The 20,786-nt window shown below is 40.5% G+C and carries 16 protein-coding genes; 7 read left to right on the forward strand and 9 right to left on the reverse strand.

Annotated features, from left to right (window positions below):
* The first annotated feature begins 29 nt into the window (after positions 1 to 29).
* Both ACF8D3_RS10375 and ACF8D3_RS10380 read left to right on the forward strand, forming a co-directional pair.
* Positions 30 to 764, forward strand: coding sequence for a Bax inhibitor-1/YccA family protein (locus ACF8D3_RS10375; RefSeq protein WP_004881641.1), 735 nt, complete (start codon positions 30 to 32; stop codon positions 762 to 764).
* Between the two features lie 137 nt (positions 765 to 901).
* A complete protein-coding gene (locus tag ACF8D3_RS10380) occupies positions 902 to 1,705 on the forward strand; it encodes an enoyl-ACP reductase (protein WP_023013543.1) in 804 nt (267 codons plus the stop codon).
* Positions 1,706 to 1,825: 120 nt separating this feature from the next.
* Here ACF8D3_RS10380 and ACF8D3_RS10385 read toward each other — a convergent pair whose 3' ends face one another.
* Entirely contained in the window at positions 1,826 to 2,779 is a 954-nt protein-coding gene (locus ACF8D3_RS10385) for a hypothetical protein (RefSeq protein WP_392471416.1), read from the reverse strand.
* A gap of 361 nt (positions 2,780 to 3,140) precedes the next feature.
* Here ACF8D3_RS10385 and ACF8D3_RS10390 point away from each other — a divergent pair, with 361 nt between their 5' ends.
* The gene (locus ACF8D3_RS10390; protein WP_392471418.1) at positions 3,141 to 3,557 is read left to right on the forward strand and encodes a hypothetical protein; all 417 of its coding nucleotides are present in this window, start codon (positions 3,141 to 3,143) and stop codon (positions 3,555 to 3,557) included.
* An 18-nt stretch (positions 3,558 to 3,575) separates the two neighbouring features.
* Here ACF8D3_RS10390 and ACF8D3_RS10395 read toward each other — a convergent pair whose 3' ends face one another.
* The 8 genes from ACF8D3_RS10395 to ACF8D3_RS10430 form a co-directional block, all read right to left on the reverse strand.
* Positions 3,576 to 4,976, reverse strand: coding sequence for an efflux transporter outer membrane subunit (locus tag ACF8D3_RS10395; protein WP_392471419.1), 1,401 nt, complete (start codon positions 4,974 to 4,976; stop codon positions 3,576 to 3,578).
* 259 nt (positions 4,977 to 5,235) lie between these two features.
* On the reverse strand, positions 5,236 to 7,227 hold the full coding sequence (locus tag ACF8D3_RS10400; RefSeq protein WP_004881653.1) for a MacB family efflux pump subunit: 1,992 nt from the start codon (positions 7,225 to 7,227) through the stop codon (positions 5,236 to 5,238).
* 1 nt (position 7,228) lies between these two features.
* The gene (locus tag ACF8D3_RS10405) at positions 7,229 to 8,563 is read right to left on the reverse strand and encodes a MacA family efflux pump subunit (protein WP_392471421.1); all 1,335 of its coding nucleotides are present in this window, start codon (positions 8,561 to 8,563) and stop codon (positions 7,229 to 7,231) included.
* A gap of 108 nt (positions 8,564 to 8,671) precedes the next feature.
* A complete protein-coding gene (locus ACF8D3_RS10410; protein ID WP_392471423.1) occupies positions 8,672 to 9,502 on the reverse strand; it encodes an NAD-dependent deacetylase in 831 nt (276 codons plus the stop codon).
* Positions 9,503 to 9,544: 42 nt separating this feature from the next.
* The gene (gene holA, locus ACF8D3_RS10415) at positions 9,545 to 10,540 is read right to left on the reverse strand and encodes a DNA polymerase III subunit delta (protein WP_392471425.1); all 996 of its coding nucleotides are present in this window, start codon (positions 10,538 to 10,540) and stop codon (positions 9,545 to 9,547) included.
* Between the two features lie 9 nt (positions 10,541 to 10,549).
* Positions 10,550 to 11,059, reverse strand: a complete 510-nt coding sequence (gene lptE / locus ACF8D3_RS10420) for an LPS assembly lipoprotein LptE (RefSeq protein ID WP_004881660.1) — start codon at positions 11,057 to 11,059, stop codon at positions 10,550 to 10,552.
* 155 nt (positions 11,060 to 11,214) lie between these two features.
* The gene (gene leuS, locus ACF8D3_RS10425) at positions 11,215 to 13,839 is read right to left on the reverse strand and encodes a leucine--tRNA ligase (protein WP_392471428.1); all 2,625 of its coding nucleotides are present in this window, start codon (positions 13,837 to 13,839) and stop codon (positions 11,215 to 11,217) included.
* Positions 13,840 to 13,991: 152 nt separating this feature from the next.
* The gene (locus ACF8D3_RS10430) at positions 13,992 to 14,348 is read right to left on the reverse strand and encodes a DUF4124 domain-containing protein (RefSeq protein ID WP_392471429.1); all 357 of its coding nucleotides are present in this window, start codon (positions 14,346 to 14,348) and stop codon (positions 13,992 to 13,994) included.
* Between the two features lie 499 nt (positions 14,349 to 14,847).
* On the opposite strand from ACF8D3_RS10430, the gene ACF8D3_RS10435 reads away from it, so the two are divergent.
* The 4 genes from ACF8D3_RS10435 to ACF8D3_RS10450 all read left to right on the forward strand — a co-directional run bounded on the left by ACF8D3_RS10435 (position 14,848) and on the right by ACF8D3_RS10450 (position 20,730).
* Positions 14,848 to 16,572, forward strand: a complete 1,725-nt coding sequence (locus tag ACF8D3_RS10435; protein ID WP_392471431.1) for an acetolactate synthase 3 large subunit — start codon at positions 14,848 to 14,850, stop codon at positions 16,570 to 16,572.
* Positions 16,572 to 17,063, forward strand: coding sequence for an acetolactate synthase small subunit (gene ilvN / locus ACF8D3_RS10440; RefSeq protein ID WP_004637892.1), 492 nt, complete (start codon positions 16,572 to 16,574; stop codon positions 17,061 to 17,063). The genes ACF8D3_RS10435 and ilvN overlap by 1 nt, the downstream gene beginning before the upstream one ends.
* Before the next feature lie 106 nt (positions 17,064 to 17,169).
* Positions 17,170 to 18,186 (forward strand): ketol-acid reductoisomerase, encoded by a 1,017-nt coding sequence (gene ilvC, locus ACF8D3_RS10445; protein WP_004881670.1) that lies wholly within the window; start codon positions 17,170 to 17,172, stop codon positions 18,184 to 18,186.
* Between the two features lie 480 nt (positions 18,187 to 18,666).
* Positions 18,667 to 20,730, forward strand: a complete 2,064-nt coding sequence (locus tag ACF8D3_RS10450) for a putative bifunctional diguanylate cyclase/phosphodiesterase (RefSeq protein WP_392471434.1) — start codon at positions 18,667 to 18,669, stop codon at positions 20,728 to 20,730.
* Positions 20,731 to 20,786 lie beyond the last annotated feature (56 nt).

The raw sequence follows: 20,786 nt of genomic DNA on the forward strand, positions 1-20,786 counted from the left end.
TTATTGCGAAATATAAAAAGAGAGCATACATGCAAAGTAATAATCCAATTTTAACTCGGGTAGAAACCTATAGTGATTTAGCTGAACCAATGACGATCCAAGGGGCGATTCAAAAATCCGTCCTTTTAACCGTAATTGCTGCGGGTCTAGGCATCGCATTATTTTTCTATTGTGCGATGACAGCAAATCTTTCTATTGCATATGCCGCTGCAATCGTTGGCGCAATTGGTAGTTTTGTTCTTGCTTTAATTACCACATTTAAATCAAATACTGCACCTGCTTTAGCGATTCCTTATGCTTTATTTGAAGGCGCATTTTTAGGTGGCATTTCCTTTATTTTCCAATTGAAGTTTCCTGGTGTGCCATTACAAGCATTACTGGCAACTTTTATTACGACATTGGTGTTATTTGGTTTATATAAATTCCAAGTGATTCGTGCGACAGAGAAATTTAAATCGATTGTGATCTCTGCGACATTGGCGATTGCTTTGGTGTTTGTGGTGCAAATTATTTTACGTTTAGCTTTTGGCTCAACTATTCCTTACATTTTTGAAAGTAACTGGTTGGGTATCGGCTTTGCTGCTTTTGTTGCGGTGATCGCTTCATTAAACTTGATCTTAGACTTTGATTTGATTGAAAGTGCTGCTGCGCAACGTGCACCAAAATCATTTGAATGGTTATGTGGTATCGCATTACTCGCAACTTTAGTTTGGATGTATTACTCATTCATGCGCTTGTTGAGTCTGATCCAAGGTGATGACTAAGCTTTTGCTTAAAAATAAAATCGTCTTCATCTGAAGGCGATTTTTTTATGCAAGATTGTAAAAAAGATGGATTATGCAATTCCGAAATTGCTGGAATATTGGCATGATGTGGTGAAAATTTTTCGAGTGAGAATAAGATGTCACAAGGACTTTTAGCTGGTAAACGTTTTTTAATTGCTGGCATTGCAAGTAAATTATCAATTGCTTACGGTATTGCTGCTGCATTACACCGCGAAGGTGCGGAGCTTGCGTTTACTTATCCAAATGAAAAGTTGAAAAAACGTGTTGATGATTTTGCAGCACAGTTTGGTTCAACTTTGGTTTTCCCTTGTGATGTTGCTGTTGATGCAGAAATTGATGGTGCATTTGCTGAATTGTCGAAACATTGGGATGGTTTAGATGGTGTTGTGCATTCAATTGGTTTCGCACCAGCACATACATTAGATGGCGACTTCACCGACGTGACAGATCGTGACGGTTTTAAAATCGCACATGACATTAGCGCATATAGCTTTGTTGCAATGGCGCGTGCTGCAAAACCTTTATTGCAAGCACGTCAGGGTTGTTTGTTGACATTGACGTATCAAGGTTCTGAGCGTGTGATGCCAAACTACAACGTGATGGGCATGGCAAAAGCATCTTTAGAAGCGGGTGTTCGTTATTTAGCTTCTAGCTTGGGTGCAGATGGTATTCGCGTAAATGCAATTTCTGCTGGCCCAATCCGTACATTGGCGGCATCTGGTATCAAATCATTCCGTAAAATGTTAGATGCCAATGAAAAGATTGCGCCACTAAAACGTAATGTAACGATTGAAGAAGTGGGCAATGCTGCATTATTCCTTTGCTCACCATGGGCTTCGGGCATTACAGGTGAAATCATGTATGTTGATGGTGGTTTCAATACGGTTGGTATGAGCCAAAGCATGATGGATGATGAATAATTAGATTAATCTAAATTATTTAATAAAGCCGCTTTGATAGCGGCTTTATTTTTTGGGGGATATGGCAACTCAAAAAATTATAACGCCTAACTGAAAGAGCGCCGCAGGTATTTGCTGTAGTTATTTGTTATATTCTTTTGGCAATGGACAATCATAGTTAATATCAATCATATCAAGGTTCGTGATGGAAAAGTTGGCGTACTTTACGCCTTTTTGAGACACATTTTCTTCAGGTTTACCGTAGATGAAAACAAAGGCAGTTGGCTTCTCTTTTTGTATAATTTTTTCTAGGCGTGTGGTGATGAGTTTTTTAACCTTATAGCTATCAATCAAACGATCACCAATCATGACTGTAGTGATGTAGTCTTCTTCAGCTTTTGTGAAATGCTTTTTGAATTTAATTTGGTAGCCATAATTTGAAGGTAGCCTATTAATAAAGGCCCAGCCATAATAGATAACAGGATAATCAGGAAGAGTTTCTAAGTCCTGCTCCCAGATACATTTAAAAATGCTTTTATAATGGACATCTCGCCCCTCTATATTTACTCGTCTATAATCTAATGAGTCATCCTTTTTATAACGTATATAACGGCTCACAACTGATCTTATCGAATATATATTTCCTACACTGCCATTCTCTCTGAGAATAGTATCTGTAGGACGCTTGATAAATTGTGACTTTTTGATTGGCTTTTGATTCGAAAACCTATTTACTTTCGGTTCGTCATAGTAGGAGCTAGGTCTTTCTAACAGAAATACATCAACAACCGATTTATCAACAGAGAGTCGCTCTTCTTTAATAGGAACGCCATCTTCATAACATAAATTAAGAGGGACACCATTAAATATTTCACAGGACTCACTATGGGAACCGTAAATCCTAAAGTGAGGCACCATTTTCATATCTTGAACGTCTTCATCCAAGTTAGCGCAAGTTACCTGAGCTGAGCAATAAGTACCTGGACACAGAAATTTCTTCTTATCTTTAATTAATCCTGACCAATAAAAGTCATATGCTCTATCTGGATCAACATAATCATCAACTTCTATACTGTAAGCTATATCTAGCGACAAAGCCTGATCTCCCTATAAATATAATTATAGTTACACGGCAAATTTGCCTTATAATCAAAATTAAAATGCCATATAACTAATTCTACGCTTATCCAATATAATTATATTTTGATCAGCATATAAAACAGCAATATTTCCGTCAAGACACAAACGATGCGGAATATCATTTTATAAGTTTTTTTGATGTAATACTTAACTCAGGAATCAGCAATCTATTGAGAATATATCAATAAGAATAATTATCTATTTGTCATCCTATCCTTTATATGCTAATTAAGGCAGGTTTTTTGTTTAATCGAAACTTTTAAAGAGAATCTCGATAAACATATTATTTTTTAGCTTTCGGGGTAGGTAATAACGCGTGAAGAAAATAGCTGTTGTTTTTGGCTTTGTGATTTTACTTTCACTGCAAGGTTGTGCTGCGGTCATGGCAAGTAAGCAACCAAGTAAAAAGAATTTGACGGTTTTAGAGATTGGAAAACATCGTAATTATGTGATTTCCGAATTGGGAGCACCAGTCACATCAGAAACCGTAAATGGAGAACGTAAAGAGATTTATACTTTCCAACAAGGCTACTCAAAAGCAGCTAGAGTCAGCCGTACGTTATGGCATACGACTGCAGATATTGCCACGATTGGTCTGTGGGAAATCATTGGTTCGCCGACTGAGGTTTACTTTAATGGAGAACAACTTTCTTATGAGGTTGTTTTTGATGATCAAGATCACATCAAAAGTTCTCAGCTCATTAAAAATGAGCCAAAAACTGTAAGTGAGTAAGCAATAACAACTCGTGTGTTATTGCTCAGGTAGTTCTTTCACAGGACTTCCACCTAGCGCTTGCATTAAGGTCACATAGGCATTGTATTGACTCTGCTTGGTTTCAACTAAGCTCAGTCGTGCATTGCGTGTAGTCTCTTGTGCATCAAGTAAATTCTTTAATGCAATCGCACCATTACGATAACGAACTTCAGTGAGTCGCTCAGTTTTATCTGCTAATTCAAGATTGCGTTGTTGAAGCTGAACTTGTTGGTCAAGTTGAGTGCGATTCGATAACGCATTTTCTACATCAGCAAATGCTTGGTATAACGTTTGACGATATTGAGTAATGGCTTTCTCATATTCAAGATCACTAATCGCAATATCTTTCTTCATATCATTATATTGAAGAAAGGGCAGACTTAAACTTGCGCCTAAGGTGAGTGCTGGATTTTGCAAAAGTTGAGTCAATGAGGTACTCGAAGAACCCAAATTTCCAGTCAGATTAATCGACGGATAATAACTGGCTTTGGTTGCATCTTTACTGGCTAACGTTTTACGAAGACGTAACTCTGAGGCTTGTAAATCAGGGCGGCGAGATAAAATATCTGCGGGTAAACCAACAGCGATATTGGGTAATGCATTACGCGGTAATTTCGCTGGTTCTTGAATATTCAGTTGTTGTACAGGTTCATGTAGCAGTACAGCGAGAGCAGTACGTGTTTCTACACGTTGTTGTTCGATCTGGCTCAAACTTGCTTTTTGACTTTGCACAGATTGTTCAGCTTGCGTGAGATCTAAGCCAGAAACCGCACCTGCTTTATATTGCGATTGAACTAAATTATAAATCTTTTGAGTCGAGGCTAAGTTTTGTTGAACGGTTTGATAGCGTTCATTGAGATAGCCCAATTGCCAATACAGTTTTGCAGTTGTTCCTACCAAACTTTGTGCCGTTGCTTGTAAGTCTTGAGCACTGGCGAGTGCTTCCCAACGACTGGCTTCTGTTTGATTGGCGAGTTTTCCAAACAAATCTAGTTCATAACTTACACCGACACTAGCAGATAAGCCACGATCTGAGCCATCGCCTGAACGTAGATCATAGTTATGACCTGTCGAGACACTTGAGCTGGTGCGGATGCCTTGCTGATTTGCTGCCAAGCCAGCTTGTAAGCGGGCTTGTTTCAGTGTGATCCCTGCAACACTTAGATCACTATTCGTCGCCAAGACTTGATCAATCAACTGATTGAGCTGAGTGTCATTAAATAATGTCCACCATTGGTCTGTAAGCGCTACACTTTTATTGGTTTGCGCATCGTATTGGTATTGCTTTGGAACTTGTACAGATGGTGTGTTGTAAGGTGTTTTGACAACAGCAGAGCAGCCAGCTAGAGAAGTGCTAAGGCATAGGGCAAGTGCGATTTTATTTGGTTTGAATAACATTGCTTGTCATTCCTTTAATAATTTGAAAGAGCATGATTATCGAGACGGTGTCTTATCGAGTTCTCATCCATTTTCTGGTTAAGCCTTCGGCTCGACCTACTTTTCTTTCGGGAAAAGTAGGCAAAACCATTGTCATCCGCAAAACCTGTTATATTTTTCCAATTATCTTGATCTATCGCAGAAACAATATTTTTTGATACCACGCAGGTTGCGGATGACGTTCACGAGTATCATATTTCTAGGATAGATTTTTTCGCTATTATTCTCTTGCTAAAGCTGCAACTGGATCGAGTTGTGCTGCATTTCGTGCGGGTAAGAAACCAAAAACAATACCGATCAAACTTGAGCAGACAAAGGCTGCAACAATGGATGTGGTTGAATAACTCATCTCAATGATGCCCTTGGCAAAGTGCCCGATAATTTGTCCAATACCTAAAGACAGGAGTACACCGAGTACACCACCCAATAAGCAGACCAAAATCGCTTCGATCAAGAATTGCTGCAAAATATCACTTTGTCGAGCACCGACCGCCATACGGACACCAATCTCTTGGGTACGTTCAGTCACAGAAACCAACATAATATTCATCACGCCGATGCCACCGACGACCAGTGAAATGACTGCAATCGCTGAAATCAGCAGTGTCATGGTTGCAGTGGTCTGTTGAATTGTTTCACGAATACTGTCTGAGTTTTGAGTAAAGACATCCTGCGCGCCGTGGCGTTGCTCAAGCAAAGTCAAAATTGCATTTTCAGCCGCACTACTTGGATATTCATCTTTAATACGAACAATGATACTACGTACATTAGACTGGCCTAACATGCGGCTCATAACCGTTGAATAGGGGAGATAGACATTTAAGCTGTCTGAATTTCCCATAAAGCCTTTTTCAGCATCAATCACACCAATGACACGACTCGGCACACTACCCAATAAGATCACTTGTCCGAGCGGATTAGTTCCATCCGCAAAGAACGTTTTTTCAGTATTGGTATCGATGACCACGTCTTGCGCACGTTGAGTCACGCTGTCTTTATCAAAAGCTTGTCCAGACTTAAAGGTCATGCCTCGAACATAGAAGAAGTCGGAACTCACACCATTGACAGTTGCTGAGGCTTCCGTTTCTTTAAAGCGTAAAGTGACGCTTGTATTCACAGAAGGGCTGACACCATCGACATAGGGTTGCTCCGCTAAAGCTTCACCATCGGCAGGAACGAGGGTCTTGGTTTGTGATGCTCTTGAGTTATCACCAAAGCCACGACCTTGATATACGGTGATGGTGTTGGTTCCGAGACTGCTGATATTTTCCAAAATCTGTTTTTGTGAACCATTACCGAGTGCAACAACAGACACTACAGAGGCGATCCCGATAATGATTCCGAGCATGGTCAAAAAGGTTCGCATTCGATGTGCATTCATGGCAAGCAGTGCCATACGGAATGCTTCACCCAAGCGATCTAGAAAAGATCGCCATGCAGAGGTTTTCTTCTGCGGTGTTCTTTGTAGTGTTTGACGTTCTAAATCGGCATCATCATTTTCAGGTGTATTTGCGCGGTCTGAGATGATATTACCGTCACTAATCTCAATAATACGTGTCGCATTTTTTGCAACATTCATATCATGGGTGACTAAAATAATAGTATGACCTTTGGCATTGAGCTCACGTAAAATACGCATCACTTCAATACCGCTATTCTTATCCAATGCACCTGTGGGTTCATCGGCAAGAATCACATCGCCACCATTCATCAGTGCGCGTGCAATCGAAACACGTTGTTGCTGACCACCTGAAAGTTGGCTTGGACGATGATGTAGTCGCTCTTCTAACCCAAGTTCAGAGAGCAATTCAGCTGAACGCTCCTGACGTAGATGGCTCTCTACACCCGCATAGATCGCTGGAACTTCAACGTTACCAGATGCAGTTAAATCACCAAGCAAATGATAGCGTTGGAAAATAAAGCCAAAATATTCACGACGTAATTGTGCAAGTTCGTCAGGTTCAAGCTGTCTCGTCTCACGGCCACTGACTAGATAGCTTCCGTCTGTTGGTTTATCCAGACAGCCCAAGATATTCATTAAGGTTGATTTACCAGATCCCGATTGCCCAACAATCGCAACCAATTCACCTGCATAAATCTTTAAATCAATACCTTTGAGAATTTGGACTGTACCTTCACCCGCAGGGAATTCCCGAGTCAGTTTGCTGACCTCAAGTAGTGGCTGTGATGAATGTGTTTGATTTTGAGTCATATTACATTCTCATTGCACGTTGATTGCTACGTTTTGCTGATTCATTTGAACTATCAGTTGCATCAGCAATCACAACTTGATCACCTTGTTTAAGTCCTTTCAGGACTTGCGCTGTCACGCGGTTATTAAGACCAATCAGAACAGGTTGAGGCTTCGCCGTGCCATCAGCTTGCAAGACACGCACCATGCCTGTTGTCGCTTTACCTTGAGACACGAGTGCTTTTTCTTGATCGGTTAACTCTAAACGTTTTGGACGTTGTGCATTTGCTGTTTCAGGTTTTTGTGTGGTATCAGTTGATGCGTTATTTTTACTGTTTTGTTTTTGATTTGAACGCTTGCTTTGAATCGCAGCCGCAGGAATGGTTAACGCATTTTTTGCTTCCGCTAATACAATATAAACTTGTGCAGTCATATCAATACGAAGCTTGCCATCATCATTGGGCACATCAAATAACGCGTTATAGTAAATTGCAGATGTCGATGACGATGAACTGGTCGTCGTGCTTTCTGTATTGATTGAGTCAGGAGCTGGCTCTACTTGGCGCAAGGTTGCATAGTGTTTCTTCTCACTATTCCCCAACGTTGTGAAATACACCGTTTGACCTTTTTCAACTTTCATGACGTCCGCTTCTGAAATTTGTGCTTTGACAGTCATAGTGTCTAAAGTCGCTAATTTCACAATGGTTGGTGCGGTTTGATTGGCGTTTACGGTTTGACCTTCCTCTGTCACGATCGCAACAATTGTTCCATTCATCGGTGCAACGATACGGGTATAACCCAAATCTTCTTTTGCTGTTGCCAATGTTAAACGCGATTGCTCAATTTGTGCATTGATCGCTGCGATTTGCGCTTGAGCGGTTTTGTAATTTGCCAATGCAGTTTCAAGCTCAGCGCGGGAAGTTGCATCTTGGCTATACATCGCTTGTTGGCGTTTATATTCTGCTTCAACTTTCGCTAAATTCGCTTGTTGTACAGCCAGTTGAGCTTGTTGGTTTTTAATGCTTGCTTCTGCTGTTTTTAAATCATTTTCTTGCCGAATCGAATCAATTTGCGCAATCAATTGACCTTGTTTTACTTGATCACCCAATTGCACATACATTTTTTTCACCTGACCAGACACCTGTGCGCCGACACTCACCATTTTGGTTGCTTCAAGTACACCTGTTGCTAATACTGAATCTTCAATATCGCCACGAGAGACCTCTGCACTAATGTACTGTGGTTGCTGTGCTTTGGGTTTAAAGAACATCCATCCGAGTGCTGCGATGATGAGCACGCCGATAGCGATCATAATAATTTTGCGAGATGGTATTTTTTTAGACGTTGTTTTTGGCATGGCGACAGGTCAAAAGTGAGAACTGGACTTAGTATAAAAGTGAAATAAGGATAAAGCGTGAATATTTTTAATCTAGAATGAGAATTATTTTCTATTTTTTCCACATACTTATTTTATAAATATATGATAAATACTTTTGACCCCAGCCTCCGCGTTACTTGCAAGTGCAATGCCGCCATGCGGTGGAAGTGTGTATTCACGCGGATTGATTCGAATCAAGTTGGATGCGAAGCGCTCACTGAAATATCGCACGGTTGGAATCGCTGTACCTGCACCGATTTCAATCACGATCGGATTGCGATGTACTTTGATGAAGTGATCCAAACGCTGACTTTGTAGGTGATGTCGATGGCTTAACCAATCATAGTCATCAAACATTAAAATATTAGGACGCGCTAAATGACCGCAGTGAGGGCAGCGCGGTAACTCACCTAACCATTGGCACTCTTGATGATCAATTTCAGGAGAAATATTATCTGCTGACCAAATCTCTTGCTGGCAAGATTTTAGACATTGTAAATGATGAATTGAGCCATGACATTCATAGATGTTGGCCGAGTCAAAGCCCGCTTTTTGAAATTGCCCATCGACATTTGAGGTAAAGATAAAATAGGGTAGTTGTAATGTTTCTGCCAATTGCTTGAGTAAAGTAAATCCTCGATGCGGTTTAGTTTGACGATAGAGTGCGAGTCGATGTCCGTAGAATCCCCATGCTAAACGGGGATGACGTCTAAAAGCGGCAGGATTGGCTATTTCAGTAAAGTCGATACGTTGTTTTCCAAGCTCAGGATAAGCTTGCCACATGCCATGATTGCCTCGAAAATCAGGTAAACCTGAGTCCACTCCCATACCAGCACCTGCTGAAATGATTAAGCTGTCAGCACGCTGGAAGACTGCTTTAATTTTCTGAGTTTGATCAGGGCTTAAATTAAATGCCATTGCTTTTACCTTGTTATTATTATCTTGAGTTTAGGTTTGATTTTAAGCAGATTGGGTAAATAAAGTTTTTCCACATAGTTCACTGACGGCTTGAAGCATTAAATGCTCAGCGCTTTCTTTCGACATGCCTTTAATCGATGCATCGATACGTAATAATAGCTCTGGCCAAGTGAGAAATTGCCGAGGGTTTAGGCGACGTAAAGCTTGCTGATATTGTGAAACTTTGGTTTTCCAAATCCCGAGTTGTAATGCATTGTGTGGTTGCTCAAAAAGTTGCATCAGTAAACGCATTTCTTTACTGAGTGTCCATAAGATCAAACTGTCGGGTTCACCCGCGGCAAGTAAGTATTGATAGATTTTGACAGATTGAGTCAAATGACCTGCCAATAATGCATCGCTTAAATCATAGGTGGTATAGCGCGATTGATCCTGTAAACATGCATAGAGCTGCTCAATTTGAATTTGCTTAATATCAGGAAAGGTATCCGCAACGCGCATCAAACTATTTTTTGCTGCGAGGAGGTTATGCTCATGATGTTGCATTAACCATTGCCATGCATCATTGTTGAGTGTGATCCCCAATTTTTCTGCTTCGATGGTAAGGATGCGTTGACGATCTTGAGGATAGTTTGCAGTAAGCGGGACAACAACACCATTCGCTTCAACGACTTGGAAAAAAGCCGACTTTAAACTACTGCTATCCTGTTTCGGTAACACGATTAACAGTAAGTTATGTTCATTATGTTGAATATAGCTTTTGAGTAGTTTTAATCCATTTGCATCAGGTTTGATATTGCCGTGTACTTCAATCGCAAGCTGCTGAGAAAATAGCGACAAACTATTCAATGCATTAAAGACATTTTTCCAGTCATTTACACTGCTGATGTCATAGCGTTGACGCTCAACTTCTTGCTGTTGCCAGCTTTTACGAAAAGCATCTAGCAGATTTTGCTCAAGTAAAGGCTCTTGACCATGCATAATCCATGCGCCACGAGCCTCATCTACACGTTTTAATGCTTGAACATAATCTAGTTTCATAAGTTGTAATTATGACTGTGCTTTAGGTAGACGGTTTGCTGCAATTTGACGTGTGATTTGTTGTGCCACATCGTCAATGACAATCTTGTCTAAATAAGATTCTTGTTGGTTGTCGGTGTTCACTGTTGCAACATCGTATTGATAACTACGAGAAGCAGTCAATGTCCGTGGTTCTGTGATTTTATTGCCTTGACGATCTTCGATTTGGAAGGTGACTGTTAGACGCAGTAATACTTCTGTCAATTTACCGTTTAGGAGTTGACGGCGAGGCGTGTAATCCAAAATACGAAGTACATAAGCATCGTTGGAGTTGCTCAGTTGTACGCCTGTTGCACTTAAATAAATGCTAAGTCGATTTTCAAGTTCATCAGTATTATCAGGTAATACCAATGTGAGCTTGTTATAAACCAACGGCGTCGCTGTTGGATTACTGCCTTTTAAATGGAAGCCACAACCGACTAAGCCTGCACTTAGGCCTAAAGTTAATACAACTGCTGCAACACGTTGAACTAAATGCATGCTTTGTCCTTATGATATTCCATCAAACATGGAAGATTTAAACTAAATAAATTGACCATATTTTAGAATCAAAGCCCGTTGAATGACAGCGGGCTTTGATGAGGTTTTGTTTATTGCTTTTAATCTGCCTTCTTTAAAGGGAGTCTTACAAGCTTTTAAACCACCAAGTTCACGAGTTTATTTGGCACAACAATTTCTTTTTTAGTCGGGCCAGTTAAGAATTGTTGCACTTCTGGTAATGCTTTTGCCAAAGCCAATAAATCATCTTTAGACATATCGACAGCGACATCTAACTTACCACGAAGTTTACCATTCACTTGTACAACAATCGTTTGCGTATTACGTGTCAATGCAGACTCATCAACTTGAGGGAACTCAGTCGTTGTTAAATCTTGTCCAAACTGAGCTAAAAGTTTTTGGCTCAAGTGTGGTGCAAATGGACCAAGTAAAGTGAGTAATGTTGTGATTGCTTCACGAGCAACAGCCACATCATTGTCATCTTTTGCTTCAAATTTGTTGCTAGCATTTAACAGTTCCATCAATGCTGCAATTGCAGTATTGAAAGCATGGCGACGTTCGATGTCATCACCCACTTTTTGAATGGTTTCATGGGTTTTACGACGTAAATCTTGCGCATCTGTAGAAAGATTTGCGCTATTGATTGCCGTTGCTTGATTACCTTTTTCCAAGAAGCCAGCAGCCAAACGCCATACGCGTTTCAAGAAGCGGTTAGCACCTTCAACACCTGCATCAGACCATTCTAATGATTGATCTGGTGGAGCAGCAAACATCATAAAGACACGAGCAGTATCTGCGCCGTATTGATCAATAATTGCTTGTGGATCAATACCGTTGTTTTTCGACTTAGACATTTTTTCTTGTCCACCGATAACAACTTCTTGACCATCACCTGAATATTTAGCAGAAAGGATACGACCTTTTTCATCACGTTCTAATTCGATATCAGCAGGGTTAAACCACGTTTTTTTGCCACTTTCAGCTTCACGATAGAAGGTGTCTGCCAAAACCATGCCTTGTGTTAACAAGTTAGTAAATGGCTCGTTGCCTTGTACCACACCTTCATCACGCATCAACTTATGGAAGAAACGTGCATAAAGTAAGTGCAAGATGGCATGTTCAACACCACCGATGTATTGGTTTACTGGAAGCCAGTTTTGCGCTGCTTCAGGTTTGACCATACCACCTGTAAAGTCAGGAGATGCATAGCGTGCATAGTACCAAGAAGATTCAACAAACGTGTCTAAGGTATCTGTCTCACGACGTGCATCGCCGCCACAACTTGGACATTTAGTTTCGTAGAATTCAGGCATTTTATTCAGCGGGTTACCTGAACCATCTGGTACGACATCAGTTGGTAACACGACTGGCAATTGATCTTCTGGTACTGGTACTTGTCCACAAGTATTACAGTTGATCATTGGAATCGGGCAACCCCAATAACGCTGACGAGAGACACCCCAGTCACGTAAACGGAATTGAACTTTCGCATTTGCTAAATTTTGTGGTTCTAATTTTGCAATGAAGGCATCAAAAGCAGCTTGGAATTCAAGGCCGTCAAATTCGCCAGAATTTACGAGTTTACCTTCTTTAGAGCCATACCATTCTTGCCATTCAGTTGCCGAGTATTCAGCATCGTCAGCACCTTTGGCATCAATTACTTGCTTGATTGCTAAGTTAAATTTATTAGCAAACTCAAAGTCACGTTCGTCATGTGCAGGAACAGCCATCACTGCGCCAGAACCATAAGACATGAGTACATAGTTTGCGATCCAGACAGGAAGTTCTTCACCTGTTACAGGGTGTTTTACGAACAAACCTGTTGCCATGCCTTTCTTTTCAGCAGTGGCTAAATCTGCTTCTGCTACTGAACCCATGCGGCATTCTTCAATAAATGCAGCCAGTTCAGGGTTATTCTCAGCTGCTTTCAAAGCCATTGGGTGCTCTGCTGCAACAGCAACATAAGTCACACCCATTAAGGTATCAGCACGCGTGGTATAAACCGTTAAGCCATCTGCATAGATTTCAGTATTGGCAGAAGGGAAAGTGATTTCCATCCCTGTAGAACGACCGATCCAGTTACGTTGCATGGTGAGGACTTGTTGTGGCCAGCCATCTTTTAATGTGTCTAAATCGTCTAATAATTCTTGTGCATAGTCAGTGATGCGGAAGTAGTACATTGGAATATCACGTTTTTCCACCAATGCACCTGAACGCCAACCACGACCATTTTCCACCTGTTCATTCGCAAGTACAGTTTGGTCTACAGGATCCCAGTTCACTGTTGAAAGCTTACGATAGATCAAACCTTTCTTATAAAGTTGTACGAATAACCATTGTTCCCAGTGGTAGTATTCTGGAGTACAGGTCGCAAATTCACGATCCCAGTCGACAGACAAGCCCAATTTTTTTAATTGATCACGCATATACGCGATGTTTTCAAATGTCCATTTTGCTGGAGCAACTTGGTGTGCAATCGCTGCATTTTCAGCAGGTAAACCAAAAGCATCCCAACCCATTGGCTGTAAAACTTTTTCGCCTTTTAAACGATAAAAACGGCTGATCACGTCACCAATGGTGTAGTTACGCACATGCCCCATATGCAGCTTTCCACTTGGATAAGGGAACATCGACAGGATATAGCGATGTTTGCCCTCTACAGTGTCTGCAACTTTAAAAACTTTGCGATTGTCCCAGTCTTGTTGAACTTGAGGCTCAATGGCGCTTGCTTGGTATTCGGAGTCAATGTGAGAAGTCGTCATAGGGATATGCGATACAACAAAAAATAAAAATAAGATTGCCGCACAGCATAGCGCAAAATCGCATGAAATGTCAGTGATTAGATCGGGATTTTATCTTCAAGGTGATAGAGAAGCTGCCACCTTGAAGATAAGCAAAAGTGAGTGGATATGGATTAGTAGTTAGAGTTTGCTGCAGGAGGGGCAGGCGGTGGTGGTGCATCACCTCTTGGAGCTGAACCAGATGCTGCTGGTGCTTCAGTGGCTTTATTGACAGGTGGTGGGTTATTTACTTGTTTTGCATCACCTTGCTCTGGTTGAGTTTGTACAGGAGGACGTTGGATATTGCTGCCATAAGTCGAAACTTTATCCAAGCGTTTAGCACCTTTGGGTGGTGGTGTCGCGGTGTAGTGCGTCGATCCATTTGCATCCACCCATTTGTAATATTGCTGTGCATAATTATGGCTAGAACCCAATAATAATGCTGTTGTCGTGGCCGTGTATAAGATTGTTTTTAAATAAGATGATTTCATATTTGATCTCCCCAAGAGAATTTTGTCTATATTCGATCAAAGTGCATAAATGTGCCGTCTACAATGACGAGTTTTATTAAAAAAGAAAATAGTTTTTTGATAAAAGGGTGAGTTGCTATGATCAGTAGGCTTTGTTTAAAAAAGCATCAGCTAAAAAATATTCGTTAAAATCTCTTTCTTTATCCTTGACATTGTTTATGAAAGCAACAAAAATGCTTGCTTTAGTTTTATATGCGTTTATTTGATCACCCTTCGAATAAATGTCATGGCTTGCAATGGACATTCTTTCTAGCCGAGAGAATGCTGTTTTGAAATATGTTTATCCCAGCATATTTTGATTCGAGATGTCATCAAGTTTATACGGCTGATGAGTCTCAGAAAATTTTTCCTATTGCAGCAAAAACGAGTAGAATACGCACACTTATAAGAAGTGCAAAAGTTAATGAATGAACACAATTTATGTCTCCCATAAATTGTGCAAACACTAGGGTGAATCACGTTGGAACTTTTATCTGGTGGTGAAATGCTCGTTCGTGCGCTTGCGGACGAAGGCGTAGAGCATGTTTTTGGGTATCCAGGCGGCGCTGTATTACATATTTATGATGCGCTATTTCAACAAGACAAAATTAACCATTACCTCGTTCGTCATGAGCAAGCTGCTGGTCACATGGCAGATGCATACTCACGCGTAACTGGCAAAACTGGTGTAGTTCTTGTAACTTCTGGTCCCGGTGCAACAAACACAGTGACTCCAATTGCAACTGCTTACATGGACTCAATCCCAATGGTGATTTTGTCTGGTCAGGTTGCGAGCCATTTAATTGGCGAAGATGCATTCCAAGAAACTGATATGGTGGGTATTTCTCGCCCAATCGTAAAACACAGTTTCCAAGTGCGTCATGCCAGCGAAATTCCTGCAATTATTAAGAAAGCATTCTATATAGCTTCATCTGGTCGTCCAGGTCCTGTTGTTGTTGATATTCCTAAAGATGCAACAAACCCTGCAGAAAAATTTGCCTACGAATATCCTGAAAAAGTGAAAATGCGCTCATATCAGCCACCTTCACGTGGACATTCAGGTCAAATCCGTAAAGCGATTGATGAGCTTATCACTGCGAAACGCCCAATTATTTATACGGGTGGTGGTGTTGTTCAAGGCAATGCTTCAGAACTGTTAACAGAACTTGCTCACCTTTTAGGTTATCCAGTAACAAATACGTTAATGGGCTTAGGTGGTTTCCCGGGTAATGATCCACAATTCGTGGGCATGTTAGGGATGCACGGGACATATGAAGCGAATATGACGATGCATAATGCAGACGTTATTTTAGCGATTGGCGCGCGTTTCGATGACCGTGTGACCAACAACCCTGCAAAATTCTGTCTCAATGCAAAAGTCATTCATATTGATGTAGACCCTGCAACTATTTCTAAAACGATCATGGCGCACATCCCAATTGTGGGAGCTGTAGAGCCTGTTCTTCAGGAAATGTTGGCACAACTCAAACAAATGAATGTGTCTAAGCCAAATCCTGAAGCGATTGCTGAATGGTGGTCTCAAATCAATGAGTGGCGTAAAGTTCACGGTTTGAAATATCAAATACCTACTGATGGTTCAATGAAGCCGCAGCAAGTTGTTGAAGCATTATGCAAAGTGACCAATGGTGATGCGATTATCACGTCTGACGTGGGTCAACACCAAATGTTTGGTGCTTTGTACTTTACCTACAAGCGTCCTCGTCAATGGATCAACTCAGGTGGTCTAGGGACTATGGGTGTTGGTTTACCGTACGCGATGGCAGCGAAACTTGCTTGTCCAGATCAACAAGTGGTTTGTATTACAGGTGAAGCATCGATTCAGATGTGTATCCAAGAGCTTTCGACATGTAAGCAATACGGCATGAATGTCAAAATTCTTTGCTTAAATAACCAAGCTTTAGGCATGGTAAAACAATGGCAAGACATGAACTATGAAGGACGTCATTCAAGTTCATATGTTGACTCATTACCTGACTTTGCAAAATTGATGGAAGCATATGGTCACGTCGGCATTCAGATTAACCATGCAGATGAGTTGGAATCTAAATTAGCTGAAGCGATGGCAATTAATGATAAATGTGTATTCATTAATGTCATGGTAGACCGTACTGAACACGTATATCCAATGTTGGTTGCGGGTCAGTCAATGAAGGATATGTGGTTAGGTAAAGGGGAGCGTACGTAATGAGACATATTATTTCTGTACTCGTTGAGAACGAAGCAGGTGCGCTTTCTCGTTTAGTTGGTTTATTTAGTCAACGTGGCTATAACATTGAAACACTCAATGTTGCACCGACTGAAGATGAGACATTATCGCGTCTGACGCTGACGACCTATGGTGATGATCACAAAATCGAGCAAATTACCAAACAGTTGAACAAGCTTGTTGAAGTGGTAAAAGTGGTTGATTTATCTGAAGGTGCGCACATTGAGCGTGAGCTGATGTTAATTAAAGTGAAAGCTTTAGGTGCTGCCCGTGCGGAAATCAAGCGTACAGCTGATATTTTCCGTGCACAAATCGTAGATGTTACACCGACTACATATACGATTCAGATTGCAGGGACTACCGATAAAATCGATGGCTTTATTGATGCGCTTGCGGAGAACACAATTCTAGAAGTTGTGCGTTCTGGTGTATCGGGTATCGCGCGCGGTGAAAAGGTTTTAACAATTTAATAGGCTGTCCCCAATTCTTCATAGTGAAATGCAAGAATTGGGAGCTTACAAAAGATCTGTCCTTGTACAACAAGGGAAATGACAAAAATTTTAGCGGAGAAAACAGATGCAAATTTTTTACGATAAAGACTGTGACTTATCTATCATCCAAGGTAAGAAAGTTGCGATCATTGGTTATGGTTCACAAGGTCATGCTCACGCACTTAACTTGAAAGACTCTGGCGTAGACGTAACTGTTGGTTTACGTGCTGGTTCAACGTCTTGGAAAAAAGCTGAAAACTCTGGTCTTAAAGTATCTGAAGTTCCAGCTGCTGTTGCTCAAGCTGACTTAGTGATGATCTTGACTCCAGATGAGTTCCAAGCTCAGCTTTATCGTGACGTAATTGAGCCAAACATCAAAGAAGGTGCAACGTTAGCATTTGCTCACGGTTTCTCTGTTCTTTATAACCAAGTTGTTCCACGTAAGGACTTAGACGTAATTATGGTTGCGCCTAAAGCACCAGGTCACACTGTACGTTCAGAATTCCAACGTGGTTCAGGTGTTCCTGACTTAATCGCAATTCACCAAGATGCTTCTGGGAATGCACGTAACGTTGCGCTTTCTTACGCATCAGGCGTAGGTGGTGGTCGTACTGGTATCATCGAAACTTCTTTCCGTGAAGAAACTGAAACTGACTTATTCGGTGAGCAAGCAGTTCTTTGTGGTGGTGCTGTTGAATTGGTTAAAATGGGCTTCGAAACTTTGGTTGAAGCTGGTTATGCACCAGAAATGGCTTACTTCGAATGTTTACATGAGCTTAAACTCATCGTTGACTTGATGTTCGAAGGTGGTATTGCTGACATGAACTATTCAGTATCTAACAATGCTGAATATGGTGAATACGTAACTGGTGTTGAAGTAATCAACGAACAGTCTCGAGAAGCTATGCGTAATGCATTGAAACGTATCCAATCTGGTGAATATGCGAAGATGTTCATTCAAGAAGGTGCGTTGAACTACCCATCAATGACTGCTCGCCGCCGTCAAAATGCTGCTCACGGTATTGAAGTTACAGGTAATAAATTACGTGCGATGATGCCTTGGATTCAAGCAAACAAAATCGTAGATAAAGAGAAAAACTAAGTTTTTCATTTATCCCAAAAAGCCTCGTTGAATACGGGGCTTTTTTATTTTGATAACAGAGTTATAACAATTTTGATTAAAAAAAAGCCTAATATAGAAATGTTAAATGGCGAATCAAAGCGATTTAAACGTGACAAAAACAACAAGATTGCTGCATTCTTCGATATTGCAGTTCAATTTAAAATCAACAAGAAAATACAAAGTTTAATTTTAAAAATATCTAGCTAAAATAATTAAGTCTTTTGGTCAAAAAGTTGTAATAAAAAAACAATACTTTTCATTGGTTTGAAATGATTATATGTTTTTATTCTATTGATTTATAAAGTGAAAAAGACTTGACCTTATGCTAGATGATGTTATTGTTAAGGAAAGTTTATGAATACACAATTTGTATCTTTTTTGAGTGTGAAGGATCGTTCTGATTTTGAGCAATTCGCTCAACAAATAAAAAAAAGTACTGAATAATCATGGAAGTCCTTTATGGTACACGTTGATTACGATAGCACATTGGTCATCGTTTCCATTCTGGTTGCAGTAGCAACTTGTTATGCTGCAGTTTCAATGGAAGAACTCGTTTTCAAAGCAGCTTATAAAAAGTTTGAAAAAAGCATTTTGGTGACGAGCGGCTTAATCTTAGGATTAGCAATATGGGCAATGCACTTTGTGGGAATGCTGGCTAGCCACTTGCCAGAAGGCTATAATTTTGACGTTAGTTTAACCATACTTTCTTATCTCGTTGGGGCTATTGCTTCTGTCTTTGCTGTTTGGTTAACAACCCGTCCAACATTACCGATGCCGCGTTTAATTCTTGGCGCAGTTTTTATGGGGCTGGGAATTTCGGGGATGCACTACACAGGGATGCTTGCGCTATCTGTTGAACATCACCAAATGCGTTACGATCCTTTACTGGTGATCTGTTCGATTTTGATCGCGATTTGTGGTTCTGGGCTTAGCTTTTTATTCGTTTTTAAATATAAGACAGCCGTAAAGTATCGAACTGGACTGAAAGCGATTGTTGCAGTGCTCATGGCATTGAGCATCGTCGGTATGCATTACACAGGAATGGCCGCAACCTCTTTTGATGAGAGTATCGCAAAAGTTCTCAGTGCCGCTCAGACAGAACAAAGTGTATTACTGTTCACCATTATCTTTATTACGAGTTTGGTTTTCGTTGCAGGTTTTGCGGTGGCTGTGCTTGAAGCTCGCTTAGAACAGCGTAATTTACAACTTACAAGAATCAATAGAGAGCTTGCAGCTCAATCTTTACATGATTCATTAACCAAATTACCGAACCGTTTATTTTTAACTGATTACGCAGAAGTCATCTTTAGCCATCATCGTTTAAGCGAGCAAAAAGCCGCTTTTTTATATATTGACTTAGATCGCTTTAAATCTGTGAATGATGCTTTCGGACATCATATTGGTGATCAGCTCCTGATCAAAATGGCAAATCGTTTACATGATAAGTTAACACCCTCTCAGAAGTTATTTCGCATTGGTGGTGATGAGTTTGTTCTGATTTCTGAAAATACAGATATGAATGAAGCGATGCAACTCGCCGAAGAAATTCTTCATTTCATTCAAGAAACCTATCTCATTGCAAATAAAGAAATCAATATTTCCGCTAGTCTTGGAATTGCGATGTATCCTGAGCATGGAACCAATGTTCAAGATTTACTGATCAATGCGGATGTTGCCATGCTGGCATCCAAAGAGCAGGGAAGAAATACGTATACGATTTTCCATTCGATGAGTGATCAGCAAGACGTTCGCAGTCAGTCTAAATTGATTAATGATTTATACAAAGCGGTTGAGGAACAGCAATTTGTGCTTTTCTATCAACCTAAATTTACTGCAAATTATGAAATTTGTGGTGTTGAGGCATTAATCCGCTGGAAACACCCAAGTTTAGGGCTGCTTACTCCACAAATGTTTATTGAGGGGGCGGAGAAAACAGGACTTATTATACCAATGGGGTATTGGGCACTAGAACAAGCTTGCCAGCAAATTCAAAAATGGGAGCAGAGTAACAGTACCTTTTATCCAATCGCCGTGAATTTATCAGCCTTGCAGTTCGAAAATAAAAAACTATTTTGTGTACTCGAAAAATTATTAGAAAAATATCAAATTCAACCTGAACACCTCATCCTTGAAATTACTGAATCTACAGCGATGCATCATATTGATTCGAGCATTCGAACCTTAGAGCGATTACGTAAGTTAGGGATTAAAATAGCAATTGATGATTTCGGTACAGGCTATTCAAGCTTCTTATATTTAAAAGATTTACCAATTGATGAACTTAAAATTGATCGTGGTTTTTTAACTGATTTACAGCCGAACTCTAAAGAAGAGGCAATCCTCGAAAGTATCATTCACCTTGCTGCAAAGTTGGGTCTCGTTGTGACGGCTGAAGGTGTAGAAACGCAACAGCAAGCAGATATATTGACAAGTTTGGGCTGTAATCAATTACAAGGTTATTTACTTGGTATCCCTGTCAATGTAGAAAGTTTAGTGCTGAATCAGCATCATCATTTTGCTTAATCAAGTAATTACCTCAAAATAAAAAGGTTGCTGAGTTGATAAATCACCAGCAACCT

The sequence above is a fragment of the Acinetobacter sp. YQ_14 genome (assembly GCF_043102985.1).
Taxonomy (GTDB): Bacteria; Pseudomonadota; Gammaproteobacteria; order Pseudomonadales; family Moraxellaceae; genus Acinetobacter; species Acinetobacter venetianus.